The sequence below is a fragment of the Paraburkholderia sp. BR10872 genome (genome assembly GCF_040965835.1).
In the GTDB taxonomy this organism is placed as follows: Bacteria; Pseudomonadota; Gammaproteobacteria; order Burkholderiales; family Burkholderiaceae; genus Paraburkholderia; species Paraburkholderia nodosa_A.
Genome location: NZ_JBFRCN010000025.1, coordinates 18,152 through 34,796 on the forward strand (window position 1 = coordinate 18,152; position 16,645 = coordinate 34,796).

Annotated in this window: 16 protein-coding genes; 11 read left to right on the forward strand and 5 right to left on the reverse strand. The window is 65.4% G+C overall.

Annotation, left to right across the window (positions count from 1 at the left end; all coding sequences use genetic code 11):
• Nucleotides 1–264 precede the first annotated feature (264 nt).
• Nucleotides 265–1,392: an MBL fold metallo-hydrolase gene (locus tag AB4Y43_RS20130; protein ID WP_368617283.1), complete on the reverse strand. Its 1,128-nt coding sequence runs from the start codon at nucleotides 1,390–1,392 to the stop codon at nucleotides 265–267.
• 88 nt (nucleotides 1,393–1,480) lie between these two features.
• On the opposite strand from AB4Y43_RS20130, the gene AB4Y43_RS20135 reads away from it, so the two are divergent.
• The 6 genes from AB4Y43_RS20135 (at nucleotide 1,481) to AB4Y43_RS20160 (ending at nucleotide 6,057) form a co-directional block, all read left to right on the forward strand.
• A complete protein-coding gene (locus AB4Y43_RS20135) occupies nucleotides 1,481–2,098 on the forward strand; it encodes a TetR/AcrR family transcriptional regulator (protein WP_368728606.1) in 618 nt (205 codons plus the stop codon).
• Nucleotides 2,099–2,192: 94 nt separating this feature from the next.
• Nucleotides 2,193–2,546, forward strand: coding sequence for a YciI family protein (locus AB4Y43_RS20140; RefSeq protein ID WP_368728607.1), 354 nt, complete (start codon nucleotides 2,193–2,195; stop codon nucleotides 2,544–2,546).
• A gap of 150 nt (nucleotides 2,547–2,696) precedes the next feature.
• Nucleotides 2,697–3,119 (forward strand): YciI family protein, encoded by a 423-nt coding sequence (locus tag AB4Y43_RS20145; protein WP_069269061.1) that lies wholly within the window; start codon nucleotides 2,697–2,699, stop codon nucleotides 3,117–3,119.
• 31 nt (nucleotides 3,120–3,150) lie between these two features.
• Nucleotides 3,151–3,573 carry a VOC family protein gene (locus AB4Y43_RS20150; RefSeq protein WP_342947465.1) on the forward strand — a complete coding sequence of 141 codons (423 nt, stop codon included), beginning with the start codon at nucleotides 3,151–3,153 and terminating at the stop codon, nucleotides 3,571–3,573.
• On the forward strand, nucleotides 3,570–4,874 hold the full coding sequence (locus AB4Y43_RS20155; RefSeq protein WP_368728608.1) for an RNA polymerase sigma factor: 1,305 nt from the start codon (nucleotides 3,570–3,572) through the stop codon (nucleotides 4,872–4,874). The genes AB4Y43_RS20150 and AB4Y43_RS20155 overlap by 4 nt, the downstream gene beginning before the upstream one ends.
• Nucleotides 4,875–4,986: 112 nt before the next feature.
• Nucleotides 4,987–6,057, forward strand: coding sequence for a hypothetical protein (locus AB4Y43_RS20160; protein WP_368728609.1), 1,071 nt, complete (start codon nucleotides 4,987–4,989; stop codon nucleotides 6,055–6,057).
• Between the two features lie 15 nt (nucleotides 6,058–6,072).
• Here AB4Y43_RS20160 and solA read toward each other — a convergent pair whose 3' ends face one another.
• Together solA and AB4Y43_RS20170 are read right to left on the reverse strand one after the other, a co-directional pair.
• The gene (gene solA, locus AB4Y43_RS20165) at nucleotides 6,073–7,230 is read right to left on the reverse strand and encodes an N-methyl-L-tryptophan oxidase (protein WP_368728610.1); all 1,158 of its coding nucleotides are present in this window, start codon (nucleotides 7,228–7,230) and stop codon (nucleotides 6,073–6,075) included.
• A 133-nt stretch (nucleotides 7,231–7,363) separates the two neighbouring features.
• Nucleotides 7,364–8,389 (reverse strand): LacI family DNA-binding transcriptional regulator, encoded by a 1,026-nt coding sequence (locus tag AB4Y43_RS20170; protein ID WP_342947467.1) that lies wholly within the window; start codon nucleotides 8,387–8,389, stop codon nucleotides 7,364–7,366.
• Nucleotides 8,390–8,595: 206 nt separating this feature from the next.
• Between AB4Y43_RS20170 and AB4Y43_RS20175 the strand changes: the two genes are divergently transcribed.
• The 5 genes from AB4Y43_RS20175 (at nucleotide 8,596) to AB4Y43_RS20195 (ending at nucleotide 15,023) form a co-directional block, all read left to right on the forward strand.
• Entirely contained in the window at nucleotides 8,596–9,732 is a 1,137-nt protein-coding gene (locus AB4Y43_RS20175) for an ABC transporter ATP-binding protein (protein ID WP_368617288.1), read from the forward strand.
• Between the two features lie 112 nt (nucleotides 9,733–9,844).
• Entirely contained in the window at nucleotides 9,845–11,110 is a 1,266-nt protein-coding gene (locus AB4Y43_RS20180; protein ID WP_368728611.1) for an ABC transporter substrate-binding protein, read from the forward strand.
• A gap of 67 nt (nucleotides 11,111–11,177) precedes the next feature.
• A complete protein-coding gene (locus AB4Y43_RS20185; protein WP_368728612.1) occupies nucleotides 11,178–12,083 on the forward strand; it encodes a carbohydrate ABC transporter permease in 906 nt (301 codons plus the stop codon).
• Between the two features lie 43 nt (nucleotides 12,084–12,126).
• Complete coding sequence (locus tag AB4Y43_RS20190; RefSeq protein WP_069269070.1) at nucleotides 12,127–12,978, forward strand: carbohydrate ABC transporter permease; 852 nt, start codon at nucleotides 12,127–12,129, stop codon at nucleotides 12,976–12,978.
• Nucleotides 12,979–13,055: 77 nt separating this feature from the next.
• Complete coding sequence (locus AB4Y43_RS20195; protein WP_368728613.1) at nucleotides 13,056–15,023, forward strand: beta-galactosidase; 1,968 nt, start codon at nucleotides 13,056–13,058, stop codon at nucleotides 15,021–15,023.
• Between the two features lie 71 nt (nucleotides 15,024–15,094).
• Here AB4Y43_RS20195 and AB4Y43_RS20200 read toward each other — a convergent pair whose 3' ends face one another.
• A complete protein-coding gene (locus AB4Y43_RS20200; RefSeq protein ID WP_368728647.1) occupies nucleotides 15,095–16,168 on the reverse strand; it encodes a porin in 1,074 nt (357 codons plus the stop codon).
• Nucleotides 16,169–16,358: 190 nt separating this feature from the next.
• Nucleotides 16,359–16,496 (reverse strand): hypothetical protein, encoded by a 138-nt coding sequence (locus tag AB4Y43_RS20205; RefSeq protein WP_176733017.1) that lies wholly within the window; start codon nucleotides 16,494–16,496, stop codon nucleotides 16,359–16,361.
• Nucleotides 16,497–16,645: the final 149 nt, after the last annotated feature.

The following is a 16,645-nucleotide window of genomic DNA, read 5'->3' on the forward strand; positions in this document are numbered from 1 at the left end:
AAGCAGGTCGGCCTGGAACTGCGTCGCCGACTAAATAAATCAAGTTGATTTATTTAATGCCAGAAATCGCGGGCTGTCAGCCTGGGGAAATCCCGTGAAGGGGTGAAGGGGCGGGATGAAGAGGCTCCGTACGATGCGGGCCCCGATGCAAAAGCTTAGGAGACTTTTGCCGCGAAGGGGAAGAAGCGGGGAACGAGCAGCCGGTGTGCCCGCGCGCGTTCGTATGGCGCGCGGGGTATATAGAGGGAGATGTGAGGATGGGAGTTAGGACTGCGCTTCGCGCGCATCGCGGCAAGCGAACCACCGGCGCGCCGTGCGCGGCGGCTCCGCGCTTTCCGCCACCTCACGCCACCAGCGCTCCCCACGATGCGGCTCGGCCAGATCGAGCCGCTCGCCCATGCGCGGTGTGGAGAGCGTCACGCCGCGCGCCAGCGCGAGGCCGGTCACGCGCTCGAACGGGTCCTGCCAGCGATGCATCGCGAGATCGAACGTGCCGTTGTGAATCGGCACGAGCCACTCGCCGCGCAAATCCACGTGTGCCTGCACCGTTTCCTCCGGCTGCATGTGGACGTAGGGCCATTGCGGGTCGTACGCGCCGGTTTCGATGAAGGTCGCGTCGAAGGGGCCAAGCCGCTCGCCGATCGTGCGAAAGCCGTCGAAGTAGCCGGTGTCGCCGCTGAAGAACACGCGCAGGTCGGCGTCCGCGATCACCCACGAAGCCCACAGCGTGCTGTTGCCGTCGAACAGGCTGCGCCCCGAGAAATGCTGCGCAGGCGTGGCGGTGAACTCGACGCCCTCGACATTTGCGCCTTGCCACCAGTCGAACTGACGCACCTTCGCACCGTCGATGCCCCATTCGATCAAGCGGTCGCCCACGCCGAGCGGCGTGAGAAATACGCCCGTCGTGGCGGCGAGCGCGAGCACGGTTTCGCGGTCGAGGTGGTCGTAGTGGTCGTGCGAGAGGATCACGCCGCGCAGCGGCGGCAGATCGGCAAGCGCGATGGGCGGCGCATGAAAGCGCTTGGGCCCGAGGTTCTGGAACGGCGAGGCGCGCTCGGCGAATACCGGGTCGGTGAGCCAGAAGTGGCCGCGCAGCTTGAAGAGCAGCGTGGAATGGCCGAGCCGGTAGACGCTGCGGTCGGGCGCGGCCTCGAGCTCCTCGCGCGTGAGCGCCTGAACGGGCAGCGCGCCGGCGGGCATGGTGCCGCCCGGCTTGTGGAAGATCATGTTCCACATGATCTTCAGCGTCTTGCCGAGGCCCTCGGCCGGACGCGGACGCACGTTGCGAAAGCGCTCGCCATCGTGTTGCGGCGAGGTGGACGAGAGCTCGCGGCCGCGTTGTGCGGCGCTCAGGCCCAAGGTACGGCTCAGCGATGCGAAAGGCGAGGTCATGTCGGCGGCTGCCTTTGGAAACAGGAAGTAGACTGCACAGTGTAGTTCATTCTGGCGAAAAGTAAACTGTCTGGTGTAAGATTTGGGAATGGATTGCATCCCCGCCACCCCTCAACGCCTGACCGACCGCAAGCGCGCCGCCATCGTCGCGGCGGCCATCGACGAATTTCTGGCCTCCGGCTTCGACGCCACGAGCATGGACCGTATTGCGGCGCGCGCGAACGTCTCGAAGCGCACGGTCTACAACCATTTCCCGAGCAAGGAGGCGCTGTTCGCGTCGATCCTGTGCCAGCTCTGGGACGCGAGCGCGACCGCCGATGCGCCGGCCTACCGCGCCGGCGAGCAGCTGCGCACGCAGCTCGTCGAGCTACTGATGCGCAAGCTGCGGCTCCTGAGCGACGAAGCGTTCTTCAAGCTCGCGCGCGTGGCGATCGCGGCGGGCATCCATTCGCCCGAGCGCGCACGCGACATGGTGGCTCGCATCGGCGAGCGCGAAGAGGACCTCACGGTCTGGGTGCGCGCGGCCGCCGCCGATGGCCGCCTGAAAACGACCGATCCCGCATTCGCCTCGCAGCAACTGCACGGCATCGTGAAGGCATTCGCGTTCTGGCCGCAGGTCGCAATGGGCCAGCCTCCGCTCGACGACGCGCAGCAGCGCCAGGTCGCCGAGTCGTCCGCCGATCTCTTCCTCGCGCGCTACGCGTGAGCGCCTCAAAGCGCGCCCGGTCGCGACGCGCATCGCTCCTTCTGGAATAGACTCTTGCCTTTCAGGATCGCAGGCTGACTGAGAGGACACCTTCATGCCATTCATGCTGCTCATCGCCGAGCCGCGCGGCCAGCGCGAGACGCGCGCGCCATCCGAAGGCGAGGCGCTCTACGCGCGCATGGTCGCGTTCGCCGACGAACTCGGCGCCGAGGGCAAGCTGATCGACGCGCACGCGCTCACCTCCGACACCGGCGGCGCACGCGTGCAGGTGCGCGAAGGCCGCGCGAGCATCATCGATGGCCCGTTCGCCGAGGCGAAGGAGATGATCGGCGGCTTTTTCCTTGTCGATTGCGCAACGCGCGACGAGGCACTGGCCATCGCGCAGCGCTGTCCCGCGGCGCAATGGGCGAGCGTCGAAGTGCGCGAAACTGGTCCGTGTTTCCGCTGAAGGGGTGCCTCTCCAGGTAGTTTCCCCAGGCACGCAAAAGATTTCGCTGTCCGTTGTCGATTTCCGTGCGCCCCGCGCGTCGTGTTCATGAGCGCCCCCAAGGGTGCCGCTTGCCTCGAACGACCCGAACGTCACACTCAGGAGTAGACAATGCGATTCATGATCATGGTGCGCGCCAATGCGCTGACCGAAGCGGGCGAGCCGCCCGACGACGTCGAAGTATTCGCCGAAATGGCCCGCTATCACGAGGAACTGGCGAAGGCCGGCGTGCTGCTCGACGCCTCGGGCCTGCAGCCCAGCTCGCGCGGCTTCCGCGTGCACTACACGAACGGCAAGCCCACGATCCTCGACGGCCCGTTCGCCGAAACGAAGGAGTTGATCGCCGGCTATACGCTCATCCAGGTCCGCTCGCGCGACGAAGCGCTCGAATGGGCGCGCCGGTTCCCTTCGCCATTCGGCAAGCACACCGAGGGCGAGGTCGAAGTGCGGCAGCTCTATGAACTCGACGAACTTCCGCAGTGCGAGGGCGTCGAGAGTTTTCGCCAGCTGCAGGAACAACGTAAGGCATCCTGAGCATTTGCTCGATCACCGTGAGGCTCCAAACATGCATAAGCACATCTTCGTCAATCTGGGCGTGCGCGACCTCAAGCGCTCGATGGACTTCTTCGGCCAGCTCGGCTTCAAGTTCGACCCGAAATTCACCAACGACCAGGCCGCCTGCATGGTGCTGGGCGAGAACATGTACGCCATGCTGCTCACCCTCGATTTCATGCGCGGCTTCACCGACAAGGCGCTCGTGGACGCCCGCGAAAGCACCGAGGTGCTGACCTGCCTCTCGTGCGTGTCGCGCGAGGAAGTGGACGGACTCGTCGAAAAGGCGCTCGCGGCGGGCGGCACCTCGAAGCGCCCGCCGATGGAGTGCGGCACCGACATGTACGGCCGCAGCTTCGAAGACCCCGATGGCCACATCTGGGAACTGATGTACATGTCGCCCGCCGCGATCGAAAAGGGCGCGCACGGCTCGTGACGCAGGCGCGCGACCCTCACGACCCACTCACGGCGACGCGCCGCACGGTCGAGGCCGTGTGGCGCATCGAGTCGGCGAAGGTGATCGCCCACGCCGCGCGCATCGTGCGCGACGTGGGCGTGGCCGAGGAGATCGCGCAGGACGCGTTCGTCGCCGCGCTGGAAAGCTGGCCTGTGAGCGGCATTCCCGAGAACCCCGGAGCGTGGCTCATGACCGCCGCGAAACATCGCGCCCTCGACCGGCTGCGTCGCGCGGCCTCACATGCGCGCGCGCACGAGGCGATGGGCGCGGACCTCGAAGCGCTCGAAGCGCACTTCGCGCCCGACTTCGTGGAGGCGCTCGACGCCGCGCGCGAGGACGAGATCGGCGACGACTTGCTGCGGCTCGTGTTCGTGGCGTGTCATCCGGTGTTGCCGAAGGAGGGACGCGCCGCGCTCACGCTGCGTCTGCTCGGCGGCCTCACTACGGCTGAGATCGCGCGCGCGTTCCTCGTGCCGGAGGCAACCGTCGCGCAGCGCATCGTGCGGGCCAAGCGCACGCTCGCGGCGGCGAAAGTTCCGTTCGAAGTGCCGCGCCTCGCCGACCTCGCGCCGCGGCTTGCTTCGGTATTCGAAGTGATTTATCTGATCTTCAACGAAGGCTATACGGCCACGGCGGGCCCGGACTGGACGCGCCCTGCGCTGTGCGAAGAAGCCCTGCGGCTAGGCCGCATGCTGGCGGAACTCGTTCCGCTCGAGGGCGAGGCTCACGGCCTCGTTGCCTTGATGGAACTGCAGGCTTCACGCTTGCCCGCGCGCGTGGACCGGGCAGGGCGCGCCGTGCTGCTCGCCGACCAGGACCGCAGCCGCTGGGACGCGCTATTGATCCGGCGCGGGCTTGCCGCGATCGCGCGCGGTGCGGCCTGCGCGGGTGCGCCTGGGCCATACGCGCTGCAGGCGGCGCTCGCGGCTTGCCATGCGCGCGCGCCGAGCGCGGCGCAGACCGACTGGGCGCAGATCGTCTCGATCTACGACGCGCTGCTCGAACTCGACGCCTCGCCCGTCGTGCGTCTGAATCGCGCCGTGGCGGTGGGTATGGCGCGAGGGCCGCAAGCGGCGCTCGATCTCGTCGATGCGCTGTGTGCGGAACCCTCGCTGCGTCACTATCCGTGGCTGCCGGCCGCACGCGGCGATCTGCTCGAAAAGCTGGCGCGCCATGCCGAAGCGCGAGCGGAATTCGAGCGCGCGGCCGCGCTCACGCAGAACGCGCGCGACCGCGAAGTGCTGCTGGCGCGGGCGCAATCGAGCGCGCCACGGACCTGAGGGTGTCATTTCCGGAAGGGTCACGCTTGCGCTTCTGAAATATCGGGGCACAACGCTTGCTACCTGTGCGCGCGGACCCACTCTCTTTGCGCGGCCGGCGCGCAGGCTTCCGATGATTTCAAAAGCGACGATTCTGGCGGTTTCGTGTTCGGCCTTGCTGGGCACGGCGTGTGTGCATCTCGGCCCAACGCGCTTGCGCGCCGACCAGGTCGATTACGCAAGAGCACTCGGCGATGCAAATAAACGCGGAATACTCGCGGCCGTGATCGGTTTGCGTTATGGCGACGCGCCCGCCTTTCTCACGGTGAGTTCGATCATCGCCGCGTATCAATTCGATTCGACGGCGGGCGTCACGGGCAATATCGGCTCAGGCGCGCAGCCGGACTATGCGCTTGCGACCGGTAATATCTCCTGGTCGAATCGCCCGACTTTCACGTTCACGCCAACTACGGGCGAAGCGTTCGCTTCGGCGTACATCCGGCCGCTCGCGCCGGAACTCATGATGCCGCTCGCCGAAGGCGGCATGCCGGTCGATCTGCTGCTGCGTATCGGCGCGCAATCGATCGGCGGGCTGCAGAACGGCAGCGCGCTAGGCGGGGAGGGCAGCGCGGGCTCGGCGGGTTTCTTCCAGTTGCTCCAGGCGCTGCGGCGCCTGCAACTGGCGGGCGAGCTGAACGTGGAGTCGCGCAGCGAGAACGGCAAGAACACGGTGTTCCTCGCACTCGGCGCGATGAACAGCGCGCAGTCGCCGCAAGTTTCGGCGGACCTGGCGCGCGTGCGTGAACTGCTCCATCTTGCGGCGGACACGCGCACGTACGAGATCGTCTATGGACCCTCCGCGCAGGGCGGCAATCGCATTCCCATGGTGACGCGCTCGGTACTCGGCATCCTCACGAATATCGGCGCGCAGGTGCAGGTACCGGACGCCCAGGTGCAGAGCGGCGCGACGAAACCGACCGTCGGGCTGATTGGGGGCGAAACGCGGCCGATCATCATCGTGCACCAGGGGCCGAAGGCGCCCGCGGACGCTTATGTCGCGATCGACTACGACGGCACGGCTTATTGGGTCGAGCGCGCCGACTTCGACTCGAAATATGCGTTCACGGTCCTGCAAAACCTCATGGCGCTTGCGGAAGCCGAGACGAGCAGCAAGGCGCCGGTCGTGACGATTCCCGCAAACTAGGCGTGAGCTGGCTCGCTACGCGAAGCGCTTGCGCGCGAACATCGCAAGGTCGATGCGGCTTTCGCCTTGCATGATGCGCTCCGCTAGCGCCTCGCCGATCGCGCTGGCGAACTTGAAACCATGCCCGGAAAAGCCGGTCGCGATGTGCACGTTCGGGCAGGTGGGCACGCGGTCGATGATGAAATGTTCGTCCGGCGTCATGTCGTATTCGCAGGCGCGGCCCACGCGCAGCTTGCCCGCGCCCGGTAAGTAGCGTTCCAGGAAGGCTTGCAGATCGCCGAGATCGCTCGGCTCGGCGCCGAATGGCGCGAGCGGCGCGTCCGCCGCGATGGGCTCGCCGGTGTCGTGGCGGCCCAGCTTCAGGCCGCTGCCGTCGAGATCGGGAAACCCGTAATAGCCGCCCACTTCCGAGGCGACGACAAAGCCCGGGAAGCGCTCCGGCGCAAAGAGGCCTGGCTCGCCTTCGAACCACGCGAAACTCTTGCGCACGCGCGTGACCGGAATCTCGAGGCCCAGCGGCGCGAGCAGATCGCGAGTCGATTTGCCGGCGCACACGATCAGGTCGCGCGCGGTGAACTTTTCGTTCCTGTCGGTCCAGACGTTGACACTCTCGCGCCCATGACACTCGATGCGCGTGACGCGCGTATTCGTGCCCAGTGTTGCGCCGAGCGCGGTCGCGAGCTGCCGGTAAGTGCTGATCGCGCGCTCGCAATAGAGCACGCCCGCGCCGGGTTCGAAGTTCGCGATCTGCTCTGGGCGCAGTCGCCACGCGGGCCAGCGTTTGCCGGCCGTGGCGGCATCGAGCGTTTCCAACGGGATGCCGTGGCTGGCGGCGCTCGCCTGCACCTCACGCATGAACGCTTCGTCGGGCGAGCCGATGTTGACGACGCCCGTGCGCACGAAAAGGGCAGTCTGCGTTTGCTGCTCGAGGTCTTCCCAAAGCTGCTGGGCGCGCAAGGCGAGCGGCACGTAGGCGGCGCCTTCGCCATAGGCGTGGCGAATGAGGCGCGTCGCTCCGTGATGCGCACCCTGATCGTGCGGTGGATCGCCGGCGTCGAGCAGCAGCACCTTGTTGCCGAGGCGGCTCAGATAATAGCCGGCCGCCATGCCCATCGAACCTGCACCGACGATCAGCGTGTCGAAATGTCGATGACTTGCGTTTGTGTCCTGCATGTAGTGCCCCGTGCGCGCCGCGGCGCGCGAACGTGTGTGCGCCTGGCTCCGCTGAACCGGACGGGCGCGCCGTAAAGGGCATTCATTGTCGGCGCTTCGCCCGCACCTGTCGAGCGAGGTCTGACACGCAGGGTCAGGCCCGGGCGCGCCGTTTGCGCGGCCCCGTGGACATGCGCGTGACGAGCTCGGGCGGCGGCCCGAGCACCATGGGCGGCTGCTGGTCCGGTTCGTCGATCAGCCGGATCAGGCTGCGGATCGACAGCTCGGCCACGGCCTCGGTCTGGATCGCGACGGTGGTGAGCGCGGGGCGCATCTGATGGGCGAGCTGAATGTCCGTGATGCCGATCACGGACACATCGTCGGGCACGGCGCGGCCCATGCTGACCAGCGCCTGAATCGCACCGATCGCGAGCAGGTCGTTGGTCGCGAAGATCGCGCTCACGCGCGGGTGCTGCGCGAGCAATTGCTGGCAGGCCGCGTAGCCGGAGTCGATCGAGTCGCGCACCTGCATCTGCGCCACGTTCGCCGGATTCACGCCGCCTTCGCGCAAGGCCGTTCGGAATCCTTCCGAACGGGCATCCTGCAGGCCGCCGCAGCCGTCGCCGATCAGCATGGCAATATTTCGGTGTCCCAACTCAAGTAGATGGTGAGCCGCGAGCGCGCCCGCGCGCGCGAAGTCCACGGCCACGCACGGCAACACGGGCGGATTCTCGGGGTGCTCCCACATCGCCAGCAGAATGGGGCCGTTGTGCATGGCCGAGATGCACAGTTCGTTCATGGCGATGTCGGTGTTCATCACGAGCACGCCATCCGCGAAGGTGCCCGCGATCTGGTTCAGGTAGGCGCGGCCGATTTGCGCGTCGTCGTCGGTGTTGCAGACCATCAGGAAGTGGCCCGCCTTGCGCGCGGCGCGTTCCGCCGCGAGCACGAACTCGGGGTAGAACGGGTTGGAGATGTTCGAGAGCATGAGCGCGAGCGTGGACGAGCGCCCCTGCGCGAGCGCGCGCGCATTGAGGTTGGGCCGGTAGCCCAGTTCGGCGATGGCCTGCAGCACGCGCTCGGCCGTCTCGGGACGAACCTTCTCGCGATTGCGCAGCACGTTCGAAACGGTAGCCGCCGTGACGCGTGCGCGCCGCGCGACTTCTGACAAGGTGACCATGTCGGACCTTTCCCACATTCAGGGAAGATGATTCAGATGTTGCAATGCTGCGGCGGGGTTTGCTACTTTTCTCCCACAACATCAACGGAGACAACGAATGCGCGATTGTGCCGGATTCGAATTTAAGCGGTTAAATGCCCGCTGCGCAAGGGCTGTGGGAAGTTTTCTGCATAAAAATTTAAGCGCTTAAATTTCGAGGCGAGAACATGGCGACGATACAGCTCTCGGGCGTCGGCAAGCGCTACGGCGATCATCCGCCGGTGGTGCGGCATGTCGATCTCGACATCGGGCATCACGAGTTTTGCGTGTTCCTCGGGCCTTCCGGATGCGGCAAGTCCACGCTGCTGCGCATGATCGCGGGCCTCGAGGAATTGAGCGAAGGCGAACTGCGCATCGGGTCGCGCGTGGTGACGGACGTGCCCGCCGCCGAACGCGGCGTGGCGATGGTGTTCCAGAGCTACGCGCTCTTTCCGCACATGACGGTGTTCGACAACATCGCGTTCGGCCTGAAGATCGCCAAGGTGCCGAAAGCCGAGATCGAGCGGCGCGTGCGCGACGCCGCGCGCAGCCTGCAACTGGAGGCGCTGCTCGACCGGCATCCCAAGGCGCTATCGGGCGGACAGCGCCAGCGCGTCGCCATCGGCCGCGCCATCGTGCGCGAGCCGGGCGTGTTCCTGTTCGACGAGCCGCTCTCCAATCTCGACGCCGCGTTGCGCAGCCATACGCGCATCGAGATCGCGCGCCTGCACCAGCGCTTCACGGATGCGAGCGTCGTGTATGTCACGCACGACCAGGTCGAGGCGATGACGCTCGCCGACCGCATCGTGCTGCTGCACGCGGGCGCCGACATGGAGCGCCACGGCAGCGTGGCGCAAAGCGGCGCGCCGCTCGATCTCTATCACCACCCGAAGTCGCGCTTCGTGGCCGGGTTCATCGGCTCGCCGCGCATGAACTTCATCGACGCGAGTGTCGACTCGGTGGATGAAGAGGGCGTGCGCGTCACGCTCGAAGGCGGGCAGACGCTGCTCGCCTGCGTGGACGGACGCGCATTGAAGCGCGGTCAGCCGGTCACGCTGGGCGTGCGGCCCGAACATCTGCGGCTGACTGGCGACGATCAATCGATTGCGTGCTCAACGGTGCTCGCCGAGCGCCTGGGCGAACATAGCTATCTGCATGCGGATCATGCGGCCGGCACACTGGTCGCCAAAGCGCCGGGCGATTCGCTCATCGGTGTGGGCGAACGCATCCGCGTGCATGTGCCGCCGCAGGCGTGCCATCTGTTCGACGCCGAAGGCACAGCGTTGCGCCGGCTCGCGGCAGCGCATGCGCCGGCGCTGGCCTGATTTCGTTATACCCCGCCGGTAGAGCGGGTCACCAGGTCTGGCGGCGCGGGTGCCGTCAGTCGACAAAGGCAGTCCAACAGCATGTTGGATGGATCGACACAGGAGACAACAGATGTTTTCCAATCGCTTGAAAGCGTTCGGTTCGCTGGCCCGCGGCTCGGCCGCCGTTGCGATCGTGGCGGCGACGGCGTTCACGAGCATGGCCGCCGACGCCGGGACGCTGACCGTCAACGTCTCGGCGCGCGCCAACCAGCGCTCGACATGGCAAGATGCCTTCGATCAGTTCAAGAAAGCCAATCCCGACGTCGACCTCAAGGTATCCTATATAACCGAGGAAGCCTACAAGGTGCAGATGGGCGGCTGGCTCGCGACCGATCCGCCCGATGTGGTGTCGTGGCACGACGGCGAGCGCATGGCCTATTACGCCGAGCGCGGCCTGCTGGAAGACCTCTCCGCGGACTGGGCCAAAAACGGCTGGAACGACCAGTACGCATCGGTGAAGAGTGCGTCCACATGGAACGGCAAGCAGTATGCCGCGCCGCTGGGATATGACGCCTATGGCTTCTTCTACCGCAAGGACCTGTTCGCCAAGGCCGGGATCACATCCGAGCCGAAGACCTTCGACGAATTGCTGGAAAGCTGCAAGAAGCTCAACGCCATCGGCGTGCAGCCCATTGCCGTGGCCGCGCGCGACAGCTGGACGCTCGCCGCGTGGTTCGACTATCTGGACCTGCGCATCAACGGCAACGAGTTCCACCAGAAGCTGATGGCTGGTCAGATTCCCTATACCGACCCGCGCGTGAAGAAGGTCTACACGACGTGGAAGACGCTGATGGACAACCATTGCTTCATGGAAAACGCGCTTTCCTACGACGTGGATTCGATCGCGCCGGTGCTCGTGAACGGCAAGGCGGCGATGATGCTGATGGGCACGTTCTTCTCGGCGAGCTTCCCGGAGAACATGAAACAGAACGTGGGCTTCTTCCGCTTCCCGGTCATCGACGCCAACGTGCCGACGGCCGAAGACGGTCCCGTGAATGTGCTGCTCATTCCGGCGAAGGCCAAGAACAAGGCCGATGCGCGCCGTCTGCTCGCCTTCATGGAAACGCCCGCGATCAACGCCGAACTCGCGCACGGCTGGGGCCAGTTGCCTTCGAACAACAAGGCAGCCGAGCCTGACGATCCCATCTCCAAGGTGGGCTTCCAGACGCTCGCGAGCACGCGCGGCGGCATTGCGCAGTTCTACGACCGCGACATGCAGAAGGAAATGGCCGACGAAGGCATGAAGGCCATGCAGCAGTTCTACAGCGACCCGTCGCAGCTCGATACGCTGCTCGCGCGCCTCGAAACGACGCGCCAGCGCATCTACCACAAGTAAAGCCGCGGTGCGGCCGGCGCATTGCGCCGCCGGCCGTACCTTCTTCGATCACCGGCGAGACTTCACCATGTCCGATACCTTGGCGCGCCCCATTGGGGCGGCGCGGCCGCGTCGCGTCTCTACTGTGCGGCGGCAACAGAATCGCGCCGCGCTGTTTTTCCTGCTGCCGGGCTGCGCGCTCTTTGCGCTGTGCGTGGTCTACCCGATCTTCAGCAGCATCACGCTCAGCTTCTATAACTGGGACGGGATGACCGCGAAAACGTTTGTCGGGCTCGCGAACTACGTCGAACTGTTCCAGACCGACACGTTCTATACCGCGCTCAAGAACAATCTGCTGTGGCTTGTGTTCTTCCTGCTCGCGCCGCCGCTCGGTCTCGTGTTCGCGCTCTATCTGAACCAGCACGTGCGCGGCATGCGCGCGGTGAAGTCGCTGTTCTTCGCGCCGTTCGTGCTCTCGGGCGTGGTGGTCGGTCTCGTGTTCTCGTGGTTCTACGATCCGACCTTCGGTCTGCTCAAGATGATCGTCGGCCATGGCATACCCGTATTGGGCGACCCGAAGCTCGTGACGTTCGGCATTATCTTCGCCGCACTCTGGCCGCAAACACCGTTCTGCATGATCCTGTATCTCACGGGCCTCACAGGCATCAACCCCGAGATCGTGGAAGCCGCGCGCATGGAAGGCGCGCAGGGCTGGCGGCTCTTCTGGCACGTGGTGCTCCCGCAGCTGCGCCCTGCCACGTTCATGGCCATCGTGCTCACGGTGATTGGCGCGCTGCGCAGCTTCGACCTGATCGCCGTGATGAGCGGCGGCGGCCCGTTCGACAGCTCCACGGTGCTCGCGTACTTCATGTACGACCAGGCGATCAAATACTACCGCGAAGGCTATTCGGCGGCGATTGCCGTCGTGCTTTTCGCCATCATGCTCGTTTATATCGTGTTCCATTTGCGCCGCATGCTGCGCGAAGAACGCTGAGTTACCCGTCGATTTTTCGTCGCTGTTCACGGAGTCGCTGCCCATGTATCCGCTTCCCGTCGATCGCTGGAAACCCGCGAATCGCGCGCTCTACAAGATCTCGTTGCCCATTGCGCTCGTCATCTGGCTGCTGCCCATGCTCGCCGTGCTCATTACCTCGATCCGGTCTACCGAGGAACTGCAGCAGGGCGACTACTGGGGCTGGCCGAAGCACTTCGCGCTGCTGGAAAACTACGGGGCGGCGCTCACGCAAACACCGATGCTCCATTACTTCGCGAACAGCGTGCTGATCACGGTGCCTTCGGTGATCGGTGCCATTACGCTGGCTTCGATGGCGGGCTTCGCGCTATCCACGTATCGCTTTCGCGGCAACACGGCGGTATTGTTCGCCTTCGTCGCCGGGAACTTCGTGCCGATCCAGATCCTCATGATCCCGGTGCGCGACATGGCGCTGCGCGTAGGGCTCTACAACACCGTGTGGGCGCTCATCATCTTTCACGTGTCGTTTCAGACCGGATTCTGCACGCTGTTCCTGCGCAATTTCATCAAGCAACTGCCGTTCGAACTGATCGAGGCCGCGCGCGTGGAAGGCGCGAGCGAATGGGCCATTTACTGGCGCATCGTCATGCCGCTCGTGCGGCCGGCGCTCGCCGCGCTCGGCATTCTCGTCTTCACGTTCGTCTGGAACGACTACTTCTGGGCGCTGTGTCTCACCCAGGGCGACGACGCCGCGCCGATCACGGTGGGCGTAGCCGCGCTCAAGGGGCAGTGGACCACGGCGTGGAACCTCGTGGCGGCGGGCTCGGTGCTTGCGGCGCTGCCTTCGGTGCTGATGTTCTTCGCCATGCAGAAACACTTTGTCGCGGGGCTTACCTTCGGCGCGAGCAAGGGCTGAGAGAGCCCGGCCGCAGCCGAAGGCCCTTTTTTATTTCATTCGTATTCTCGACGTTATTCCGAGGCGGATTGTCACTCATGCAAATCGGTGTCTGCTACTACCCCGAACAATGGCCGCAAACGATGTGGGCCGACGACGCGCGCCGCATGGCCGAACTCGGCATTACCCACGTGCGCATTGGCGAATTCGCCTGGAGCCGCATGGAGCCGCGCGCCGGCGTGTATGAGTGGGCCTGGCTCGACGATGCGATCGAAACGCTCGCGGCTCGTGGCCTGAAGATCGTGCTCGGCACGCCCACGGCCTCGCCGCCGAAGTGGCTCGTCGCCGCGACGCCCGAGATGCTTCCCGTGCGTGCCGACGGCACGCCCTGGAACTACGGCTCGCGCCGCCACTACGACATTGCGAGCGAGGCTTATCGCGCCCATTGCGTGCGCATTACGGAGGCGATGGCGCAGCGCTACGGCGCGCATCCGGCCGTGGTCGCATGGCAGACCGACAACGAGCTGGGCTGCCACGACACCGTGCCGAGCTGGTCGAGTGCCGCGCAGCGCCGCTTCCAGACGTGGCTCGCGAAGCGCTACGACACGATCGAGGCGCTCAACGAGGCATGGGGCAACGTGTTCTGGAGCATGGAGTACCCGTCGTTCGAAGCGGTGGGGTTGCCCGTGCGCACGCCGACCGACGCCAACCCGGCGCATCATCTGGATTTTCGCCGCTACATGTCGGATGAAGTCGCGAGCTTTCATCGCGAGCAGGCAGACGTGCTGCGCCGCCACGCGCCGAACGCCGACGTATTGCACAACTTCATGGGTTTTTTCACGACCTTCGATCACTACCAGTTCGCGGCGGACAAGGCCATCGACGTGGCGACGTGGGACAGCTATCCGATCGCGCGCACCGAAGTGATCGGGTTGCCGGAAGCGCAGAAGGCTCGCTACGCGCGCACCGCGCACCCAGACGTCTCGTCGTTCGACCACGACCGCTACCGCACAATAGGCGGCGGGCGCTTCTGGGTGATGGAGCAGCAGGCGGGGCCGGTGAACTGGGCGCCGTGGAATCCGGTGCCCGCGCCGGGCATGGTGCGCCTGTGGGCCTATGAAGCGTTCGCGCACGGCGCCGAACTCGTTTCGTACTTCCGCTGGCGGCAATCCCCGTATGCGCAGGAGCAGATGCATTCGGGCCTCAATCTGCCGAATAACGAGCTGTCTCCCGGCGGCCGCGAGGTGGAGCAGGCCGCGCGGGAGATCGCGGCGAGCGACGTGTTGCGTACACTCGCACCGGCGGGGCGTGCCCAGGTGGCGCTCGTATTCGACTACGAAACGCAGTGGATGTTCGAGATCCAGCGCCACGGCGCGAGCTTCGACTATCAGACGCTCGCGTTCGACTACTACAGCGCGCTGCGCGAACTGGGCCTCGATGTCGAAATCGTCTCGCGGCACGCGGATCTTTCGGCGTACCGGCTCGTGGTGGTGCCGTCGCTGGCCGTGATCGACGACGCCTTCGTCGATCAGATCGAGCGCAGCGTCGGCCTGTGGGTGTTCGGGCCGCGCAGCGGCTCGAAGACCGCGCACTTCGCCATACCCGGCGACCTGCCGCCCGGCGTGTTGCAGCGCGTGCTGCCGTTGCAGGTGCTCGAGGCCGAATCGCTGCGGCCCACGCTCGCGCCCGCGGTCACGCTAGCCGGCGTGCAGGGCGAGGCATTGCATTGGCGCGATCACGTGCGCGCCAACGGCGCCACGCGCGTTCAGGCGCAATTCGAAGACGGCTGGCCTGCGCTGCTCTCGCATGGCCGCGTGCGTTACGCCGCTGCGTGGTTTTCGCGCGAGCTGCATCTCGCCATGCTCGACGAAGCCGCGCGCGGCGCGGGCCTCGCCACGCAGCGCTTGCCCGAAGGCTTGCGCGTGAGCCGACGCGGCGGATTGTGCTTCGCCTTCAACTTTGGCGAGCAACGTGTTCAGGCGCCGGCCCCCGACGGGGCCCAGTTCGTGCTGGGCGCGCGCGAGCTTGCGCGAGGCGACGTGTGCGCGTGGCGCGAAACCCGCTGAGCCGCAGCTAACCCGAGAGAGTGTTCCGCGTCGCGTCGCATCACGCGCGCGCCGCGGAACACTCGCGCGCATCAGAACAGATGCCGGATGCCGATGCTCGCGCCCACGGTCGACCCGGAGACTTCAAAGAGCGCGTTGTTGATCGACAAGCCCGTGTCCATACGACCGTGGTTGTTCACGTAGCCCACCTGGCCATAGAGCGTCGTGCGTTTGGAGAGGAAGAACTGCACGCCGCTCGAAGCGAGGAGCGAGTGGTTGCTGCCGTCGTTGCCGTCGCGCGTGTACCAGACACCGGCATCGACGTCGAGGTAGGGCGTGATCATATAGCTGAGCCCGCCGGAGTAGACGCTGTTGTCGAACGACTGCGCAACCTTGTAAAGCGCGTACGAAGCGGAGATCGTGAGCGAGTTCGGGAAGCGATAGCTCGCGCCGATCGTGCGGCCCACGAACTCGATGGTGCTCGGCACTGGCGTAGTGGCCGCGCTGCCTCCGCCATTGCCGCTATACAGCGCGCCTGTGATCGTGAAGCCCGCGATGTGATAGCGCAGGCTCGCCGAATACTGGCGTCCCGCCTGGAAGTTGCCCGCCGCGCCGCCCATGGCGAACATGCCCATCGCCTGAATGCCGGCGATTTCCGGGGACGTATACGTAATCGCGTTGCTGTTGAAGAGCCCGGTCACGTAGACGTTGTTCACGTAGCTCACGAGACCGCTGCCGAAATACGACATGCCGCGCGGGTCCGTCTGGTAGAGCGAGAGGAAGAACGGTGAGTACTGCAAACCAGCCTTGACCGTACCATAGGGACTTTCCATGCCGATCCACGCCTGACGCCCGAAGAAGTTGCCGTTGGAATTGCCGAACTGGCCGTTCGCGATGCTGATGCCGCTCTCGAGCGCGAATACCGCACGCATCCCGCCGCCCAGGTCCTCGGCGCCGCGCATGCCGAAGTTCGAGCCGGATATGCCGCTGTCCGTAAACGAGAACTGATGACCGGCGTTCTGGCCCGTCCGCGTGTTCAGCGTATGGCTCGTGTAGAGGATCGACCCGTCGACGATGCCATACAGTGTGACGCTGCTCTGCGCGCTTGCGACACCCGCTGTGCCCATCAAACCGGCCGCCGCGAGGCAGCGGACCAGCCATTTCATGCCGAGGTTGTCGCGTTGTAACATTTCGTCATCCTTAGTGTTATTTATGGATTGAGATTGATGTGACAGGTGCTGCGCACGCTTCAGGCCATGCTCCAGGCAAAGCCGCGGATAAAGCTTCAGGCAAAAGGGGGCCGGGGTTCCTCGCGGAACCCCATGAATCGGAATGCTGGGAGTGCTGCTCGGCGTACTACGCGGAGTACTTCGCGTAGTCCTGCGGTCTGGCGCGGCGGCCGGGGTCCTCTCGCGTGCGCAGGAACAGCGTGGGCGAGCGCGTGGTCATCGTGGGCTTGCGGCTAGGCATGGGCCGGATTGAATGCGCGTTCACCGATCGCTTCTCCCCTGACGAGAGGTGTGCAACGTTGACGGAATGCTACGTTCGATGGGGGCTATTTTTGTACGACCGTGCGGAATCTGTCACCCTGGGAGAAACGATCACATTTGCGCATCAATTTGTTGCACCCGGCGCATGAATCG